Source organism: Luminiphilus syltensis NOR5-1B, from assembly GCF_000158175.1.
Lineage (GTDB): Bacteria > Pseudomonadota > Gammaproteobacteria > Pseudomonadales > Halieaceae > Luminiphilus > Luminiphilus syltensis.
The window spans coordinates 2,904,980-2,921,092 of the sequence record NZ_DS999411.1; the positions used below are offsets into that span (position 1 = coordinate 2,904,980).

The following is a 16,113-nucleotide window of genomic DNA, read 5'->3' on the forward strand; positions in this document are numbered from 1 at the left end:
GTAGAGTCGTGGATTCAACCGGTCGATAGCGGCCATTGGCCCAGAAACCTGAGAGCGCCCGCTATCGGCTGTGGATTCAACCTAGCACTTTCAGTGTAAGACAATATACAGTGACAAAAGTCGTTCCCTGCCACCAGGAACTGACCAAAGGTCGGCAGCAGGGACAGTCCTCTTTTCTTCGCCACCGTGGTTTACGATGGTTACTCCGCAAAAGACCTGAATCAAAGGAAATGCTCCATGACAAACAGCGGAAAATCTGGATTTGGCTACTTCATATCAGTAATCGAGCGCGCCGTGATTGTGGTGATAATAGCGCTGACTGTTATCGCTGTGCTCTTCGAGATCTTTACCATATGGGAACAGCGCAACGTTACTATTGCCGATATACTGCTTCTTTTCCTTTATACCGAGGTGCTGTCCATGGCCGGCGCTTTTTACACCAGCCGACAGATTCCGACAGTATATCCCCTGTTGATTGCGATAACCGCCCTATCCCGGCTGATTGTTCTTCAGTCTAAAGAGATGGAGCCGTCTGCAATTCTGTATGAGGCGTCCGCGATCGTTATCCTTTCCGTGGCAGTGGCGGTTCTCTATCGCTTTGGCGGAGAGAAGCGGCTGGATTCGGAGCAATCTGACGGAGACTAGAGCGCGCGGCGGCGTAGAGCTTCGTTGACACGTGATATACAAAATGGATTCAGCCAAGGGTCGGAAGCGGTCATGGGCCAAAAAGCCTGCGAGCGTCCGCTACCGGCTACGGATTCGATCGTTCGCCAACGAGTTCAAATGAATTCTGAAGCATCGTAATGCTACTCGGCCACCGGCTCACTAAGCGGCACCGGTGCTACACCTTGCCGCGCTCCTGGGCACGCGCGGCGACGCCGGCATGTAGGGAAAATAAGGCTTCCTCGCAGGCCGGCAGGGTTTGCACAGTGAAGACCTTGCGCCCCTGCTGGGGACCGAGCGCGACACGGTAGGTGATGGGAGCACCGTGCAGGGCCGTCAGTGCATCGGCTTTGAAGGCAGTCTCCGCAGGGTAATCGTTCTCCACATCTCACTGGCAAACAACAGCAGGCTTGCCGCCAGACCAAATTGCCAGGGTAGCGTTGGAATCCACTCGATGAGTCGATGAGACCGCTATTTCACGGGCTTACGGCAAAAGAGTACCGGGTATGTGCCGCCACCCCTATACCGCGTACCCTGCCGCAACAGGCATCGTTGTCCCGGAGGGGATGGATGCCGTGACAGAATACGGTGAAGCGGAACGTCTCGACGCTTAAGTCCGACGCGGTACAATAGCCGATGCATTTAATCAGGAATCAAAGCATGCGGCTTTCCCCAGTGTTCTTCGTAACAGCCCTGCTCACTTCGACGACCGTGAGTAGCGCAGGAGAAGCGAGTTTAAGCGTGGTGAGCCGCATCAAAGACCAGGCTTTCAACCACTCGCGTGTGATGGAATACATGCATCACCTGGCCGATGAAAATGGTCCGCGTCTGGCAGCGTCGCCCGGATACCAGCGCGCCGCACAGTGGGCAGTGGATACCCTCAGTAAAGACGGCATCGAAAGCGCGCGGATAGAGAAATTTGGTGATTTCGGGCGTAGCTGGACATGGTCGGGCATCTCAGTGCAAATGATCGAACCTCAAGCCACGACCCTCAATGCCGTACCCCTAGCCTGGAGTTCCGGCACCGACGGCCTAATAACAGCGCCCGTGGTTTTTGCACCACTGTGGGAAAATCCGAGGGACACGGCGCAAACCGACCTGGTAAAACTGGCTGAACGCATCGACGCCTACAAAAACCAGTATGCGGGCAAGCTGAAGGACAAAATCGTTTTGCTCTCTGGAAAACGTCCCTTCAAGCTACCTTCAGAACCGGAAACCCAACGCTGGAGCGCGGATGACCTGAACGGCATGATGTCGGCCCGCGACCCACGGACAGAAGACCTCTACGAATGGCCGCTGCTTAAAGTGCCGTTTAAAACCGCGGATCGCTGGTTGATGTACGAAATGATCCCCGCCGAAATTCAGAGTGATTATTCCGATCGGACTGCCAGGCTCATGAATCGCCTGATTGAATTTCTCAACAAAGAGCAAGTCGCTGCGGTAGCGATGACCAATACCGAAGGCAATGGTGCAGTGATCTTCGCGGAAAGCTTCGGTTCCAACCTGGCGTCGGGGCCCATCCCGGCAGCAGCCGTTCAATTGATGCCGGAACATTACAATCGCCTGGTAAGGCTGGTCCAGCGCAAGGTTCCCGTATCCCTGAGTATCAAGGTCGACGCCACATTTCCCGAACTGAACGCAAAGGGAAAAAACGTGATTGCCGACCTGCCGGGCGGTAGCAAACGTCGCGAGGTGGTGATGATGGGCGCCCATCTCGATTCATGGCACGGCGGCACGGGCGCCACCGATAACGCCGCCGGAGTGGCGGTTGTCATGGAAGCAATGCGGATTCTGAAGACACTGGATCTCGAGCTGGATCGCACTGTACGTCTGGGGCTGTGGGACGCAGAGGAAGTCGGCCACCTCGGCTCGCGGGCTTACGTCAAGGAGCACCTGGGCGATCCCCGAACCATGAAATTGAAATCCGCGCACGAGACGTTTTCGGTTTACTTCAACATAGACACCGGGTCGGGCAAGACCCGTGGCATCCTGACCCAGGGCAACGACATGGTGAAACCCATTTTCATTGAACTGATGAAGCCCTTCGAAGAACATGGTATTTCCGCGGCGGTTCCCCGCAATGATTGGGGCACGGATCACCAGGCCTTCGATGCGGTTGGTCTGCCCTCTTTTAACCTACTGCAGGATCAACTGGATTACTGGTCACATACCCACCATTCCAATGTTGATACCGTCGACCATATCGTTCCCCAGGACCTGATGGTATCTGCCGCCTTCATGGCCAGCCTGGTCTATCACGCGGCGATACGCGACGAACTCATGCCAAGGGAACCGCTTCCGCCTCCCTTACCTAAACCGCAGCCATTGCCTGAGATACTGCAAGACTGATCCTTAGTTAAAAAATGATCGTTTCTTCGCTTGGCGCCGTTCTTCACGCGAAAACTGATGATAGAAGACTCGCGGCTGACGGCTGTGGGTCGTGAGTGGTCATGTGCCTGAAACGGCCGGAGCACTCGCGTTGAGCCAAAATCAAGCGGCCGCCGAGGAACAATGAATGGACCAGTCACCCTATCTGTGACCCAATAGTCGTTTTATCGGCGCTCTGGTGATGGTTTGGCTAATTAAAACCCCGCTGAAGCGGCTAAGCGCGTATGCTACGTGGCCAAATTACCGAGGGGCATGGATGGATGATTGCCGGCCTCGCAAATCAAGATCCGATAAAGGAGACAACGCACTATGGCGAAAAAGAAAGAGGAACTCTCGCGCGAGGAACTTAACCAGCAAATTGAGGCGTTCAAGCGAGAGGGCGGCAAAATCACGACCATTCCTTCCGGTGTCAGCGGTGTTCAACCCAAAGAAAAACGGCCAACCTCTGCCTGAATCACTGCACTTTTTTTAGCGGATTCACTGATTGCAGCAGGCTACTCCCGGCCGGGATCAGTCGCTTGATCCAGGTCAGTGAAGCGCTTTTAAACGCGGTCCCCTAAAGCGCCACCTCTGTTTCGTCATCAGGCATGCGCAGCATTCTCTCGAACTGCATTACCCAACCTTTCAAGCAGTCGCAGCGACGGCCTATTGTCAGGCGACACAATGGCCAGCATCGAAGACGCATCGGCCTCAGTGACCCAGCGCAGGGTTAGACCAACCGTTTGCAGCTCAACCTGGGGGCCCCTGCGCATCATCCGGACAGTTTACAGCGTGTAATCGTCAGCTCTACCAGGCGTTTCGCGCCTGCCGGCCATCTAAAAAACGAGAATCATGTGCATTGAGCCGATCCTGTCGACGGGATATCCTCACGTTACGGGGCGGGAATCATCAGATTCTCACGGTGTTTTTTTCACTTTCAGTCGCTTCATCTTGCGAGCTGGTAGCAAGGCAAAGCGACCCAATAAATCGATCATGACAGGCGATCATGACAAGCGATCAGGACAATGGAGCAACACTATGATTTTTCTCAGGCGCACGTTCATCGCCTTCGGCACTGCCGCCATTCTGATCCTGATGGGCTGCGCAGGTGAACCGACGATACAGACGGGTGAAGACGCCGAAGTCCTCATGGGCAATCTTAACCGAGTCGACAACGCCAGATCCGGACTGGCCTACGTTGACCCTGAAGCAGACTACGCCCGTTATCAGCGCGTGCTCATCCAGCCCCTGAATCTGGATAATGTGGAGATCGTTCAGCCCAGCTCCAGCGGCACGCTCAATCGCTACAATCGTGAGTGGGAACTTACGGATTCAGACAAAGCGGCTCTACAGAGCGCCTACCTTGAGGTTATGACTCGAGAAATTTCCGAGAAAGGTGAATTTGCCATCGCAGACACCAATGGTGACGATGTTCTAATCATCAGCGCCATGATCACGCGCATAGCGCCATCCGCCCCGAAGGAGGACATGGCCTCCCGGTCCAGCGCTCGAGGTCGTGTCTACACCGATGGTGCCGGCAGTATTTCCATCGCCATCGCGTTTATGGATGGAGACAGCGGTGAAATCGTTGCACTGATCAAGGACGCCCGCCGCGGAGACCACAATATCTGGGGTATCAATAACTCGGTCACCAACATGGCTGAAGTGCGCCGGGCCTTCGGTAGTTGGGCAATGCGTATTAATGATGGGCTTCTGGCTCTGAAATCGCGCGATGAAGGTTGAGGAGGCGACGTCAACCGCCTCTCCGATCACTCCTTGCCAAACATAAAGCGCAGAAACCCGTCAGGGAATTGGATACTGTTATCCTGAAAAACACCGGTGATGCATCAAAGGCTATCTCGAGCAGGTACGCCCTTGCCAGGTACCCAATGTGGTCATCAAATCAACAACGGGTCGAACATACTCCCCCGCCCGAGCTTCATCTTCTTGATTGCGATCGCCGTTGGGGGGCTTTGCGCCGCCGTCCTTGTTAGACTTGCTCCTGGTTTCGGTGGTGGCCGTGTCGTCGCATTGACTGAAGGGGTGCTCTGGCTGCCTAAAGATCTCCCCATTTTTTCGGGTGGTGTAGATTCAATCTGCATCAATGTTGTGACGGGCCAACTTCAATCTGCGCTTTCTACACTTTCTTGTACGCCAATGGGTGCAATGCGGAGAAGGAACTGGGGAGTTAGGGACATAGACAGTGGACCCATTAAGTGCAGCCTCACACTGATATAGCGGATTATTCGGGGTTTTAAACCTAGCAATGACAGGACCGTCAGACCAGTCACATACCCCCATGATGCAACAGTATTGGGGCATTAAAGAGCAGCACCCCAACGAGCTACTCTTTTACCGCATGGGCGATTTCTACGAACTGTTCTATGAAGATGCCCAGGTCGCGGCAAAAGTCCTCGATATCACCCTCACCGCCCGCGGCAAATCCGCGGGGGAACCGATTCCCATGGCCGGAGTGCCCTACCACGCGGCAGAGAATTATCTCGCGCGGCTGGTTCGTGCGGGGTATCCCGTCGCGATTGCGGAACAAAAAGGCGACCCCGCCACCAGCAAAGGACCGGTGGCGCGTGAGGTGGTTCGCGTCGTCACACCCGGAACCCTATCCGATGAGTCACTACTCGATGCACGCAATGACTCGCTGCTCATGGCCGTATACAGCCAGAGTGATGCACATGGGCTGGCCTGGCTCGATATCAGTAGCGGACGCTTCCGGGTGTCTGAGGTCAGGGGCAGCGACGCACTGCTCTCCGAACTCGAGCGGCTCCGCCCGGCGGAGCTGCTTATCGATGAAAACTCGGTCCATGAAGGCATTGAACATCGACGCGGTCTCAGGAGGCAGCCCAGCTGGGCCTTTGACGGGAGCGCCGCCCGCGAAATGCTGAATCGTCAGTTTCAGACCCGAGACCTCAGAGGATTCGGTGTCGAAGACATGGAACTGGCCGTGCGCGCGGCAGGATGCCTGCTGGAGTACGTCAAGGATACCCAGCGCTGCAGCCTTCCCCACCTGCAGGGGCTGCAGGCCGAATCCCTCGGCGATACGGTGGTTCTTGATGCCGCCACCCGGCGCAACCTGGAAATCGACATCAACCTCAGCGGCGGCGAGACCCATACCCTGTTTTCGGTCCTCGAAACCACGATTACCGCGATGGGCTCCAGGCACCTGCGACGTTGGCTGCATCGCCCCGTACGCGATCCTGAAATCCTCAACCACCGCTTCGACGCCATCGACGCCCTGCGCAGCAACTACGGCTTTGAGACGGTCCGCAATGCCCTCAAACCGATCGCCGATCTGGAGCGCATCCTGGCACGAGTTGCCCTGGGTTCTGCCCGACCGCGGGACCTCTCGCGACTCGCCGATACCCTCGCGGCACTGCCTGCACTCCGGACTACCCTGCCCCCTGACTGCCCGGCCATCGACAGTCTCATTGAGCATTTACCGGACTACCCCGAGTTGGTGGAACTACTTCAGCGTGCCCTGGTTGACAATCCGCCGGTATTGATCCGCGATGGCGGCGTTATCGCCGAGGGCTATGACACGGAGCTCGATGAGCTCAGGGGCATTAGTCAGAATGCCGGTGATTACCTGCTCCAGATCGAACAGCGAGAGCGCGAAGCGACCGAGCTCAGCACACTGAAAGTCGGCTATAACCGCGTGCATGGCTATTACATTGAGATCAGCCGCGCCCAGTCTGATGGTGCTCCCGAGCATTACATCCGCCGCCAGACACTCAAGAACGTCGAGCGATTTATCACCCCCGAGCTCAAGGCATTTGAAGACAAGGCCCTGTCGAGCAAAAGCCGGGCACTATCCCGGGAAAAAGCGCTCTACGAAGAACTGATCAGCAAAACCGGTGAGTGGCTGAGGCCATTACAACAGACCGCTGAAGCCCTCTGTAATCTCGACGTGTTTGCCTGCTTCGCCGAACGCAGCCTCGCGCTGGATTTCTGTCGTCCCGAGTTTTCGGATCAGCCGGTGCTCGACATCACCCACGGACGCCATCCGGTCGTGGAGCAACTCACCGAAACCCCATTCATCCCCAACAATAGCCGCCTCGACAGCCAACGGCGAATGCTGCTGATCACCGGACCCAATATGGGCGGCAAGTCGACCTACATGCGTCAGACGGCACTGATTGCATTGCTCGCCCACGTCGGCAGCTTTGTTCCCGCCTCGTCAGCGATTCTGTCACCCCTCGATCGAATCTTCACCCGGATCGGCTCTTCCGACGACCTGGCCTCCGGCCGCTCAACCTTTATGGTCGAAATGACCGAAACCGCCAATATCCTGCACAACGCCACACGCCGCAGTCTGGTGTTGATGGACGAGGTCGGCCGTGGCACCAGCACCTTCGATGGGTTGAGTATCGCCTGGGCCGCCGCGCTGGACCTGGCCCAACGCATTGAGGCGTTCACCCTGTTCGCGACGCATTATTTCGAGCTGACGGCGCTGCCCACCCAGTGCCCAGGTATGGCCAATGTTCATCTGGACGCCACCGAACACGAAGACCATGTGGTCTTTATGCACCAGATACAGGAAGGGCCCGCCAATCGCAGCTTTGGTCTCCAGGTCGCAAGACTGGCCGGCGTACCGGCTCCGGTACTCACCAACGCCGCCGAAAAACTGGCCGCACTCGAGCGTGGTGATACGACCACCCCGGTGGTTCCCACGCCACCGCCGGCCCAGACTGATCTTTTCAGCGGAGAACCTCACCCCGTGCTCAAACAGCTTCAGCAGCTCGATCCAGACACACTCACCCCGAGGGAAGCGCTGGATTTCCTGTATAAGCTAAAAGAAAAAAGTGATCAGTGAAGCGCCCCAAGGCATTTTTTTTAATCCCATAGAAGGGTATCCTTCGCGGCTCAAATTTGGAGGAAATCACTCATGACGTTTGTTGTTGGCGAGGACTGCATCAAGTGCAAGCACACCGACTGTGTCGAGGTCTGCCCGGTGGACTGCTTCTACGAGGGGCCGAACTTCCTGGTTATTCACCCCGACGAGTGTATCGATTGTGCGCTCTGCGAGCCCGAATGCCCGGTTGACGCGATCTTCTCCGAAGACGAGCTCCCAGCCGATCAGACCGAGTTCATGGAACTCAACGCCGAGTTAGCGGATATCTGGCCCAATATCACCGAAAAGAAAGACCCTCCCCCAGACGCGGAAGATTGGGCCGGCAAGCCCGACAAGCTCCAATTTCTCGAGCGCTGAGCTCAACGCGCGGGCAGTAGTTTTAATGGATTGACCGGTTTGCCGTCCTGGCGAATCTCAAAATGCAGTTTGACCGAGTCGGTGCCCGTACTGCCCATTCGGGCTATTTGCTGCCCTTCACGCACGCCGTCACCCTCTTTCACCAGCATTGCGTCGTTGTGTCCGTAAGCACTCAGAAATCGCTCGTTGTGCTTGATGATCAGTAACGCGCCATAGCCACTGAGGCCCGTGCCCGCATAAACCACCACTCCCGGCGCAGTCGCGCGAACGGGCGCCCCGCGAGCCCCACCAATATCGATGCCTTTGTGCAGGTTGTTTGAAAACGTTCTCTGCACGCCACCATTGGTCGGCCATCGCCAGGTGCTGACCGGCCCCAGCTTGACCGCTGTCACGGGGGACACAGTCCTGGCGGGTGTTGACGACGGCAATGGTGCCGGGGTTTTTGCCACTGGGGGGGCCGACTTGACGGGTTTAGGCGGCGATGGTCGGGCCGCGGGTTGCGGTGCTGGCTTCGCAGCGACGGACGTTTTCCTGGTTTTAGAGAGATCGGTTGTCAATATCGCACCCGGATTGATGACATAGGGACTCTCGATGCCATTAACCGCCGCCAGGCGACGAAAATCGATACCCAGCCGGAAGGCAATGGAATACAGCGTATCGCCCTTTTCCACCCGATAGGGAACACCAGGCCGCAGCGGAGGGCTGCTTGTCGCGGCGACCTTTTTGTCGGCGACAATCGAGCTCGAGGTTGTGGCGGTTCTGTTCTGCTTGACCGGAGCCGCGACCGCGTTCCGATCCTCAATCGGCGCGGGCGGGTGGTCGGCACAGGCCGCGAACAGCACAATACCGAGACCCATCAATCCCAGCAGGTACCGGGTCATGGCCTCGCCGCACTCGAGTATTTGTCCGCTACGGTAGCCGAAGCGATGACGGCAATGCCGAAAACCATGGCTACAAGACACAACAGTATCGTGGGATCACTCACCTGGTCGGCGAACGTCGAAGGCAACACGGGATCGGACTGAACCACCCGGTCCTCACCATGGCGATCCATAACGACTACCGTGGGAATTTGCCAGGGCCACAGGGACACCAAAGACCCCGCCAGAAACCCCGTCAGCAACGCCATGGTCGGTGCACGATAATGCCCCACCAAAAAATGCAACAGCTTGGAGAAGCTCAGCAAGCCCACGGTACAGCCGACTATAAAACAGGCGAGATAACCCATGGCGGGAGTCGTCAGCGCCTCAATAACCGGGGCATACATGCCGATAATCAGCAAAATAAAGCTTCCACTAATACCCGGCAAAATCATGGCGCAGATCGCCAGTGCCCCGGCAAAAGTAAACCCCCAGTAGGTGGGCGGGAAACCGGCGACCGGCGCAAACGCAATGGCGAGAGCCACGATAACACCGAGGCCACCCAACACCAGCGACACGGGCGTCACTGGCCAAAGCTCCTTTTGCAGTAAATGAATAACAGAGGCCAGAACCAACCCAAAGAAAAACGACCACAGCGGCAGCGGGTGTGTCTCGAGCAAAAAATGGATGACGTTGGCGAGTGTGATGATCGCCGTGACAATGCCGAGAAAAAGAACCGCCAGAAACCCGGCATCAAAATGCTGCCAGAGCTGGCGCCACTGGCCTTGCAGCAACAGCCTGACCGACGTTTTGTTGACCGCAGAAAGCGCCGCGATCAGCCGATCATAAATGCCGGTAATGAGTGCAATGGTGCCGCCGGAGACACCGGGAACCACATCAGCCGCCCCCATCGCCATACCCCGCCAAAAAATACCAAGGGGATTCATCGAAGAGTGCCGGGCAGCATCGGGACAAAGGTCACCGGTTCAACAACGGTCTCCTTGAGTCCCTCCTCGGTTGAGTCGATTACCACCAGGGACTGTTTCACGCCACCCACGGGCAGGATCAGACGGCCGCCGGGGGCTAACTGTTCGAGCAACTCCCCGGGGATACGTTCGGGTGCCGCCGCGGCAATAATGACGTCGAAGGGTGCTTCCTTGGCCCACCCGACCAGGCCATCACCATGGCGCAACTGGACATTGCGCAGACGCAGCTCCCGAATCCGGGCTCGCGATTTTTCCAGCAAACCGCGGATGCGCTCCAGCGCATAGACCTGCCCCACCAGCGGCGCGATAACCGCCGTCTGATAACCGGAGCCGCTGCCGATCTCCAGTACTTTTTCAGGTTTGCCATGGGCGATCGCAAGTTCGGTCATCCGCGCGACAATATAGGGCTGGGAGATCGTCTGGTTGAAGCCAATCGGTAACGCGGTGTCTTCATAGGCCCGATGCGCCAGCGCTTCATCGACAAACAGGTGTCGCGGTGTTTCGCGAATTGAATCGAGCACCGAGTAATCTTTGATACCCTGGTCCATGAGGCGCTGAATCAAGCGCTCTCGGGTCCGTTTCGAGGTCATGCCAATGCCCCTGCGATCCACCGTCACTTGCCCTCGGTTCGCAACAGTGCGACGGCGTGGGCAGCAATGCCCTCACCGCGGCCAATGTAGCCCAGCTGTTCCGTCGTGGTCGCTTTGACATTGACTGCACCTTCGCCGACCTCAAGATCACGAGCGATAGCGTTGACCATGGCGGTAACGTGGGCTGCCAATCGCGGCTTTTGGGCAATCACCGTGATATCGACGTTACCCACACGCAAACCCTTCTGCTGCAACCGCGAGACCACATCCCGCAGCAGTTGTCTGCTATCGGCATTGGCGTAGGCAGCGTCCGTATCGGGAAACAACTTCCCAATATCCCCGAGAGCGGCAGCGCCCAGTAACGCGTCGATCAGCGCATGCAGAACCACATCGCCATCCGAGTGGGCGACAAGGCCCGCGTCATTGGCAATCCGCACGCCGCCCAAAACCACATGATCGCCCTGGCCAAAAGCATGGACATCAAAACCATGACCAATTCGCATTACTGAAGCCCTCGCTCGGTAGTGGTGAGGTACCACTCAGCGAGAGCGACATCCTCAGCAACCGTGACTTTAATATTGCAGCGTGGTCCCGGCACCGTCGCCACCGGGTGTCCAGCAAACTCCATGGCCGAGGCCTCATCAGTCACCGAATAATGGGCGGCCAGTGCCTCCGCAATCGATGCGCGCAGGACACCGAGCGGGAACATCTGCGGCGTCTGCGCGCGTCGCATCGCCTCGCGATCGACGGTAGCAATTACCTCGCCCTCGGCATTGACCTGCTTTAGCGTATCGTCGACGGGACTGACAAGAATGGATCCCGTATTGCTTGAGCGCGCAGCAGCAATCAATCGATCCAATGCGGATCGAGGGAGACAGGGGCGTGCCGCATCGTGCACCAACACCCAATCCCCGGACTTGCCCAGCTCTGCGACCGTATCCAGCGCGGCTAACACCGAGTGACTGCGCTCCTGCCCGCCATGAACAATAATAACGCGGCGATCGGTAGCCGATGGCAGCGTATCAATCAGGGTATCGGCGGGATCAACGGCAACCACCACGGCCCGAATCTGGTCATTGGCCAGCAGCGCTCGCAGGGTATGCTCGATCATCGGCAGACCCGCCAGGGTCAGGTATTGCTTGGGGATATCCGCGCCCAGGCGGACTCCGGTACCCGCGGCCGGTACCACAGCCCACAGGTCACTCACGGGCATCACCGCCCGGCAGTGGTTCGGCAAACTGATAGTAGCGCTCGCCCTCGCGAACCAGACCCAGATCTTCCCTGGCGCGTTGCTCGATCACCTTGTTGCCACTCTGTAACTCGAGGACCCGCTTTTCGAGTGCGTCGTTACGCAATTGAATCTCCGCATTGCGCGCCTGCTCTTCAGCAATTTGCTGCCTCAAACGAGTCGCCTCAGCGATGCCACCCTCGGCGAGCCAAAGACGGTACTGAAGCAACACGAGCAGGGCGACAAGAACCCCCAATAACCATCGCATATTAACCCTGGAGGAACTCTGCGCGGCCGCGATAGGACGCCGTCAAGCCCAACTCCGCTTCAATGCGCAGCAGACGGTTGTATTTGGCCACTCGGTCAGAGCGGCACAGGGAGCCGGTTTTGATCTGTCCTGCTGCGGTTCCCACGGCGAGATCCGCAATCGTCGCGTCTTCGGTTTCACCCGAGCGGTGTGAGATGACCGCAGTAAATCCAGCGACTTTCGCCATCGCAATCGCATCAAGAGTCTCGGACAGCGAACCAATCTGATTGAACTTGATCAGAATCGAATTACCGATACCTTCGTCGATACCGCGTTTTAAAATCTTTGTGTTGGTGACGAACAAATCATCACCCACCAGTTGCACGTGTTTACCCAGCTTTCGGGTAAGAATGGCCCACCCCTCCCAATCGGACTCATCCAGTCCGTCCTCGATGGAGATAATGGGGTGGTTGTCAACGAGATCGGCCAGGTAATCACTGAACTCGGCGTTGGAGAAGGTCCTGCCCTCTCCTTTCAAATCATAGACCCCATCGTTGTAGAATTCTGAAGCGGCACAATCCAGTGCCAGCGTAATATCCTCGCCCAGTACATATCCCGCCGCCGCCACGGACTCCGCGATGATCTCAAGGGCTGCGGCGTTGGACGGTAGGTTGGGTGCAAAACCGCCTTCATCACCCACCGCAGTCGACAGACCCGCTTTGGACAGCACTTTCTTGAGGTGCTGGAATATCTCGGCACCCATACGCAAGGCCGTCGCGAAGCTATCCGCTGACACCGGCTGAATCATGAATTCCTGAATATCGACATTGTTATCGGCGTGCTCGCCACCATTAAGAATGTTCATCATCGGAACCGGCATCGACAGTTTCGTGGTGCCCGACAATTGGGCGATATGCTGATAAAGCGGCATATTTTGAGAGAGTGCGGCGGCCTTGGCGTTGGCCAGTGATACCGCCAAAATGGCGTTGGCGCCGAATTTAGCCTTATTTTCTGTGCCATCGGCCTCAATCATGCGCTTATCGACGCCCCTTTGATCCAGCGCGTCGTGACCCACCAGAAGTTCGCGGATAGGGCCACTGGCATTGGCAACCGCATTGAGGACGCCTTTACCCAAATAGCGCTCGGGATCGCCATCGCGCAACTCCAGTGCCTCTCGAGTACCCGTGCTCGCACCCGAGGGTGCACATGCCGTGCCCATTGAATCATCGGCAAGGGTGACCTCGGCCATCACTGTCGGATTACCGCGCGAATCGAGCACCTCAAAAGCACGAACGTCGACGATTTCACTCACAGCTTATCTCCTCAAAAAGACGTAAAAAATCAGGGAATATGTAGTTTGGGCTGGGATTTAACCAGGTCATCAAGCGCTTTGAGCTGCTCGAGGAAGGGTTCCAGCAACGCCAGTGGCAAGGCGCTCGGACCATCACAGCGCGCGCGATCCGGATCCGGGTGGCTTTCGAGAAACAACCCCGCCACGCCGGCACCAACACCGGCTCGCGCCAACTCCATCACCTGAGTCCGGCGACCGCCGGACGCCTTCTCTCCGGGATCCCGGCGCTGCAGCGCGTGGGTCACATCAAAGATCATCGGCACGCCGCCCGTGACGCGGCGCATCACACCAAACCCCAGCATATCGACAACCAGATTGTCATAACCAAAATTACTGCCGCGTTCGCAAATCATCAACCGGTCATTGCCGCACTCTCGAAATTTTTCGACCACGTTCTGCATTTGTTCCGGGCTCAGGAACTGTGGCTTTTTAATGTTGATGGCGGCGCCTGTGGCGGCCATCGCCGCAACGAGATCGGTCTGGCGGGCCAGAAACGCGGGCAGTTGAATTACGTCACACACCGAGGCCGCCGGTGCACATTCCTCCGGCGCGTGGACATCGGTCACGAGGGGCACACCAAAACGCGCCTTCACCGCTGCAAGCGTCTCCAGACCGGATTCCAGCCCGGGCCCCCTGAACGAGTGAATCGATGATCGATTCGCCTTGTCGTAGGAGGCTTTAAAAATCAGCGGTATGCCCAGACGCGAACAGACCTTGACGTAATGGTCGGCGACGTCAAGACAAAAATTCCGATCCTCGATGACGTTGATGCCGCCCATCAGCACCAGCGGTCGATCGTTACCGATCGAAAAATCAGCGACAGCGACCCGCCGTTCTTGAGCGGTCATTATTGAGAGCGCGCGGCATGTGCCAACGCCGCTTCAATATAGCTGGTAAACATAGGGTGCCCGCCGCGGGGCCGCGATGTGAATTCAGGGTGGAACTGGCAGGCGAGAAACCACGGATGATCGGGCAACTCCACCATCTCCACCAGCTGATGACCGGTAGACCAGCCCGAAATCTTCATGCCGTGCTCTTCCAGCGTAGCGATGTAGTTGTTATTGACCTCATAGCGATGCCGGTGCCGCTCCTTGACCGATTCGCTGGCATAAACCTGCCGTGCCAAAGTGCCCTCGACCAGGTGACAGGGCTGGGCACCCAGACGCATAGTCCCCCCTTTATCGGAGGATTCATCCCGGACCTCCACATCCCCATCGGGTGTTTGCCACTCGGTAATCAGAGCGACAATCGGGTGGGGGGTATCCGGGCACATTTCGGTGGAATGCGCCCCTTCCAGGCCGCATACATCACGGGCGTATTCAATAAGCGCGACATGCATGCCCAGGCAGATTCCCAGAAACGGGACGCCATTCTCCCGGGCGTAACGAACGGCAGCAATCTTGCCATCGACTCCCCGATCACCAAAACCACCGGGAACCAGAATACCGTCGAGGTGCTCAAGTAGCGTGGTGCCGTGGCGCTCGATTTCTTCGGCATCGATGTAATCGATCTCAACCCGCGATAGCGTCTGCAGCCCGGCATGGCCCAACGCTTCATTGAGCGACTTGTAGGCATCAACCAGATCAACATACTTGCCGACCATACCAATGCGCACAACACCATGGCGCTCGCTGAATTCACGCTCGACAACGTCATCCCACTCGGAAAGATCCGCCGGAGGGCAGTCGAGGCCAAAACGCTCAAGAATGAAATCGTCAAGACCCGTGTTGTTCAAACTCCGCGGAATCTTGTAGATAGAATCGGCATCAAGCAGTGGGATGACCGCCCGCTCCTCCACATTGGTAAACAGGGAGATCTTACGGCGCGCACTTTCATCGACATCCACCGAGCAGCGACAAACCAGAACATCGGGCTGCAGGCCGATGGAACGCAGCTCCTTCACCGAGTGCTGAGTGGGCTTGGTCTTGATCTCTCCGGCGGTGGCGATATAGGGCACCAGCGTGAGATGCATGAGTAACAATCGATGGGGCCCGACCTCGAGCCGCAGTTGTCGAACGGCTTCGAGGAACGGCTGGCTTTCGATATCACCCGCGGTACCGCCCACTTCCACCACAGCGATATCGGCACCCTGGGCACCTTCAATAACACGACGCTTGATTTCATCGGTCACATGGGGGATGACCTGTACCGTGCCGCCCAGGTAATCGCCGCGACGCTCCTTGCGCAGTACCGTGTCGTAGACACGGCCGCTGGTGAAGTTATTTTTGCGCGTCATGGTCGCGCGGGTGAAGCGCTCGTAGTGCCCAAGGTCGAGATCGGTTTCGGCACCGTCCTCGGTGACAAAAACCTCACCGTGCTGGAAGGGACTCATAGTGCCGGGATCGACGTTGATATAAGGATCGAGTTTGAGCAGTGTGACCTTGAGACCTCGCGCTTCGAGCACCGCGGCCAACGAGGCTGCCGCAATACCCTTGCCCAAGGACGAAACCACACCGCCGGTAACGAAAACGTATCGCGTCATGCCGCCCACCAAGAGATTAAAAACCGGGGGCGTAGATCCGTGTCTGGCAACCTCGCGCACTCCGTCCGATGGGAGGACAGTCTACCAGCATCGGTGGCATACCCTCAATGACAGA

The 16,113-nt window shown here is 57.4% G+C and carries 15 protein-coding genes and 1 pseudogene; 6 read left to right on the forward strand and 10 right to left on the reverse strand.

Going from position 1 to position 16,113, the window contains the following annotated elements:
• Window positions 1-237: 237 nt before the first annotated feature.
• Window positions 238-645 carry a phosphate-starvation-inducible protein PsiE gene (locus tag NOR51B_RS13220; RefSeq protein ID WP_050759493.1) on the forward strand — a complete coding sequence of 136 codons (408 nt, stop codon included), beginning with the start codon at window positions 238-240 and terminating at the stop codon, window positions 643-645.
• Between the two features lie 199 nt (window positions 646-844).
• Here NOR51B_RS13220 and NOR51B_RS13225 read toward each other — a convergent pair.
• Window positions 845-1,051 (reverse strand): annotated as a pseudogene (locus NOR51B_RS13225) (IS91 family transposase); the annotation flags it as partial.
• Window positions 1,052-1,323: 272 nt separating this feature from the next.
• Between NOR51B_RS13225 and NOR51B_RS13230 the strand changes: the two are divergent.
• From NOR51B_RS13230 to fdxA, 5 genes are all read left to right on the forward strand, one after another.
• Window positions 1,324-3,012, forward strand: a complete 1,689-nt coding sequence (locus NOR51B_RS13230; RefSeq protein ID WP_195891505.1) for a M20/M25/M40 family metallo-hydrolase — start codon at window positions 1,324-1,326, stop codon at window positions 3,010-3,012.
• A gap of 348 nt (window positions 3,013-3,360) precedes the next feature.
• Window positions 3,361-3,504 (forward strand): hypothetical protein, encoded by a 144-nt coding sequence (locus NOR51B_RS15465; protein ID WP_009021027.1) that lies wholly within the window; start codon window positions 3,361-3,363, stop codon window positions 3,502-3,504.
• 564 nt (window positions 3,505-4,068) lie between these two features.
• On the forward strand, window positions 4,069-4,773 hold the full coding sequence (locus NOR51B_RS13235) for a DUF3313 family protein (protein ID WP_009021560.1): 705 nt from the start codon (window positions 4,069-4,071) through the stop codon (window positions 4,771-4,773).
• 523 nt (window positions 4,774-5,296) lie between these two features.
• The gene (mutS, locus tag NOR51B_RS13240) at window positions 5,297-7,858 is read left to right on the forward strand and encodes a DNA mismatch repair protein MutS (protein WP_230198473.1); all 2,562 of its coding nucleotides are present in this window, start codon (window positions 5,297-5,299) and stop codon (window positions 7,856-7,858) included.
• Between the two features lie 72 nt (window positions 7,859-7,930).
• The gene (gene fdxA / locus NOR51B_RS13245) at window positions 7,931-8,254 is read left to right on the forward strand and encodes a ferredoxin FdxA (protein WP_009020249.1); all 324 of its coding nucleotides are present in this window, start codon (window positions 7,931-7,933) and stop codon (window positions 8,252-8,254) included.
• A gap of 2 nt (window positions 8,255-8,256) precedes the next feature.
• On the opposite strand, the gene NOR51B_RS13250 is transcribed toward fdxA, so the two are convergent.
• From NOR51B_RS13250 to NOR51B_RS13290, 9 genes are read right to left on the reverse strand one after another with little or no spacing between them, the layout of a single operon-like run.
• Complete coding sequence (locus tag NOR51B_RS13250; RefSeq protein ID WP_009020637.1) at window positions 8,257-9,135, reverse strand: peptidoglycan DD-metalloendopeptidase family protein; 879 nt, start codon at window positions 9,133-9,135, stop codon at window positions 8,257-8,259.
• Window positions 9,132-10,061: a DUF368 domain-containing protein gene (locus NOR51B_RS13255; RefSeq protein ID WP_009019518.1), complete on the reverse strand. Its 930-nt coding sequence runs from the start codon at window positions 10,059-10,061 to the stop codon at window positions 9,132-9,134. The genes NOR51B_RS13250 and NOR51B_RS13255 overlap by 4 nt, the downstream gene beginning before the upstream one ends.
• Window positions 10,058-10,690 (reverse strand): protein-L-isoaspartate(D-aspartate) O-methyltransferase, encoded by a 633-nt coding sequence (locus NOR51B_RS13260; protein ID WP_050759540.1) that lies wholly within the window; start codon window positions 10,688-10,690, stop codon window positions 10,058-10,060. Before NOR51B_RS13260 ends, NOR51B_RS13255 begins: the two co-directional genes overlap by 4 nt.
• Window positions 10,691-10,713: 23 nt before the next feature.
• The gene (ispF, locus tag NOR51B_RS13265; RefSeq protein WP_009019435.1) at window positions 10,714-11,193 is read right to left on the reverse strand and encodes a 2-C-methyl-D-erythritol 2,4-cyclodiphosphate synthase; all 480 of its coding nucleotides are present in this window, start codon (window positions 11,191-11,193) and stop codon (window positions 10,714-10,716) included.
• Entirely contained in the window at window positions 11,193-11,897 is a 705-nt protein-coding gene (ispD, locus tag NOR51B_RS13270) for a 2-C-methyl-D-erythritol 4-phosphate cytidylyltransferase (RefSeq protein ID WP_230198474.1), read from the reverse strand. The genes ispF and ispD overlap by 1 nt, the downstream gene beginning before the upstream one ends.
• Window positions 11,890-12,186, reverse strand: coding sequence for a cell division protein FtsB (gene ftsB, locus NOR51B_RS13275; RefSeq protein WP_009020492.1), 297 nt, complete (start codon window positions 12,184-12,186; stop codon window positions 11,890-11,892). The genes ispD and ftsB overlap by 8 nt, the downstream gene beginning before the upstream one ends.
• A 1-nt stretch (window position 12,187) precedes the next feature.
• Window positions 12,188-13,477: a phosphopyruvate hydratase gene (eno, locus tag NOR51B_RS13280; protein ID WP_009020418.1), complete on the reverse strand. Its 1,290-nt coding sequence runs from the start codon at window positions 13,475-13,477 to the stop codon at window positions 12,188-12,190.
• Window positions 13,478-13,506: 29 nt separating this feature from the next.
• Window positions 13,507-14,364: a 3-deoxy-8-phosphooctulonate synthase gene (kdsA, locus tag NOR51B_RS13285; RefSeq protein ID WP_009021417.1), complete on the reverse strand. Its 858-nt coding sequence runs from the start codon at window positions 14,362-14,364 to the stop codon at window positions 13,507-13,509.
• Complete coding sequence (locus tag NOR51B_RS13290) at window positions 14,364-15,998, reverse strand: CTP synthase (RefSeq protein ID WP_040482638.1); 1,635 nt, start codon at window positions 15,996-15,998, stop codon at window positions 14,364-14,366. The genes kdsA and NOR51B_RS13290 overlap by 1 nt, the downstream gene beginning before the upstream one ends.
• Between the last annotated feature and the right edge of the window lie 115 nt (window positions 15,999-16,113).

Coding starts and splice junctions, on each gene's coding strand:
- NOR51B_RS13290 (WP_040482638.1), bottom strand. CDS start 15,998: ATGACGCGATACGTTTTCGTTACCGGCGGTGTGGTTTCGTCCTTGGGC.
- kdsA (WP_009021417.1), bottom strand. CDS start 14,364: ATGACCGCTCAAGAACGGCGGGTCGCTGTCGCTGATTTTTCGATCGGT.
- NOR51B_RS13220 (WP_050759493.1), top strand. CDS start 238: ATGACAAACAGCGGAAAATCTGGATTTGGCTACTTCATATCAGTAATC.
- NOR51B_RS13230 (WP_195891505.1), top strand. CDS start 1,324: ATGCGGCTTTCCCCAGTGTTCTTCGTAACAGCCCTGCTCACTTCGACG.
- ftsB (WP_009020492.1), bottom strand. CDS start 12,186: ATGCGATGGTTATTGGGGGTTCTTGTCGCCCTGCTCGTGTTGCTTCAG.
- fdxA (WP_009020249.1), top strand. CDS start 7,931: ATGACGTTTGTTGTTGGCGAGGACTGCATCAAGTGCAAGCACACCGAC.
- NOR51B_RS13260 (WP_050759540.1), bottom strand. CDS start 10,690: ATGACCTCGAAACGGACCCGAGAGCGCTTGATTCAGCGCCTCATGGAC.
- NOR51B_RS13250 (WP_009020637.1), bottom strand. CDS start 9,135: ATGACCCGGTACCTGCTGGGATTGATGGGTCTCGGTATTGTGCTGTTC.
- ispF (WP_009019435.1), bottom strand. CDS start 11,193: ATGCGAATTGGTCATGGTTTTGATGTCCATGCTTTTGGCCAGGGCGAT.
- NOR51B_RS13235 (WP_009021560.1), top strand. CDS start 4,069: ATGATTTTTCTCAGGCGCACGTTCATCGCCTTCGGCACTGCCGCCATT.
- mutS (WP_230198473.1), top strand. CDS start 5,297: ATGACAGGACCGTCAGACCAGTCACATACCCCCATGATGCAACAGTAT.
- NOR51B_RS13255 (WP_009019518.1), bottom strand. CDS start 10,061: ATGAATCCCCTTGGTATTTTTTGGCGGGGTATGGCGATGGGGGCGGCT.
- NOR51B_RS15465 (WP_009021027.1), top strand. CDS start 3,361: ATGGCGAAAAAGAAAGAGGAACTCTCGCGCGAGGAACTTAACCAGCAA.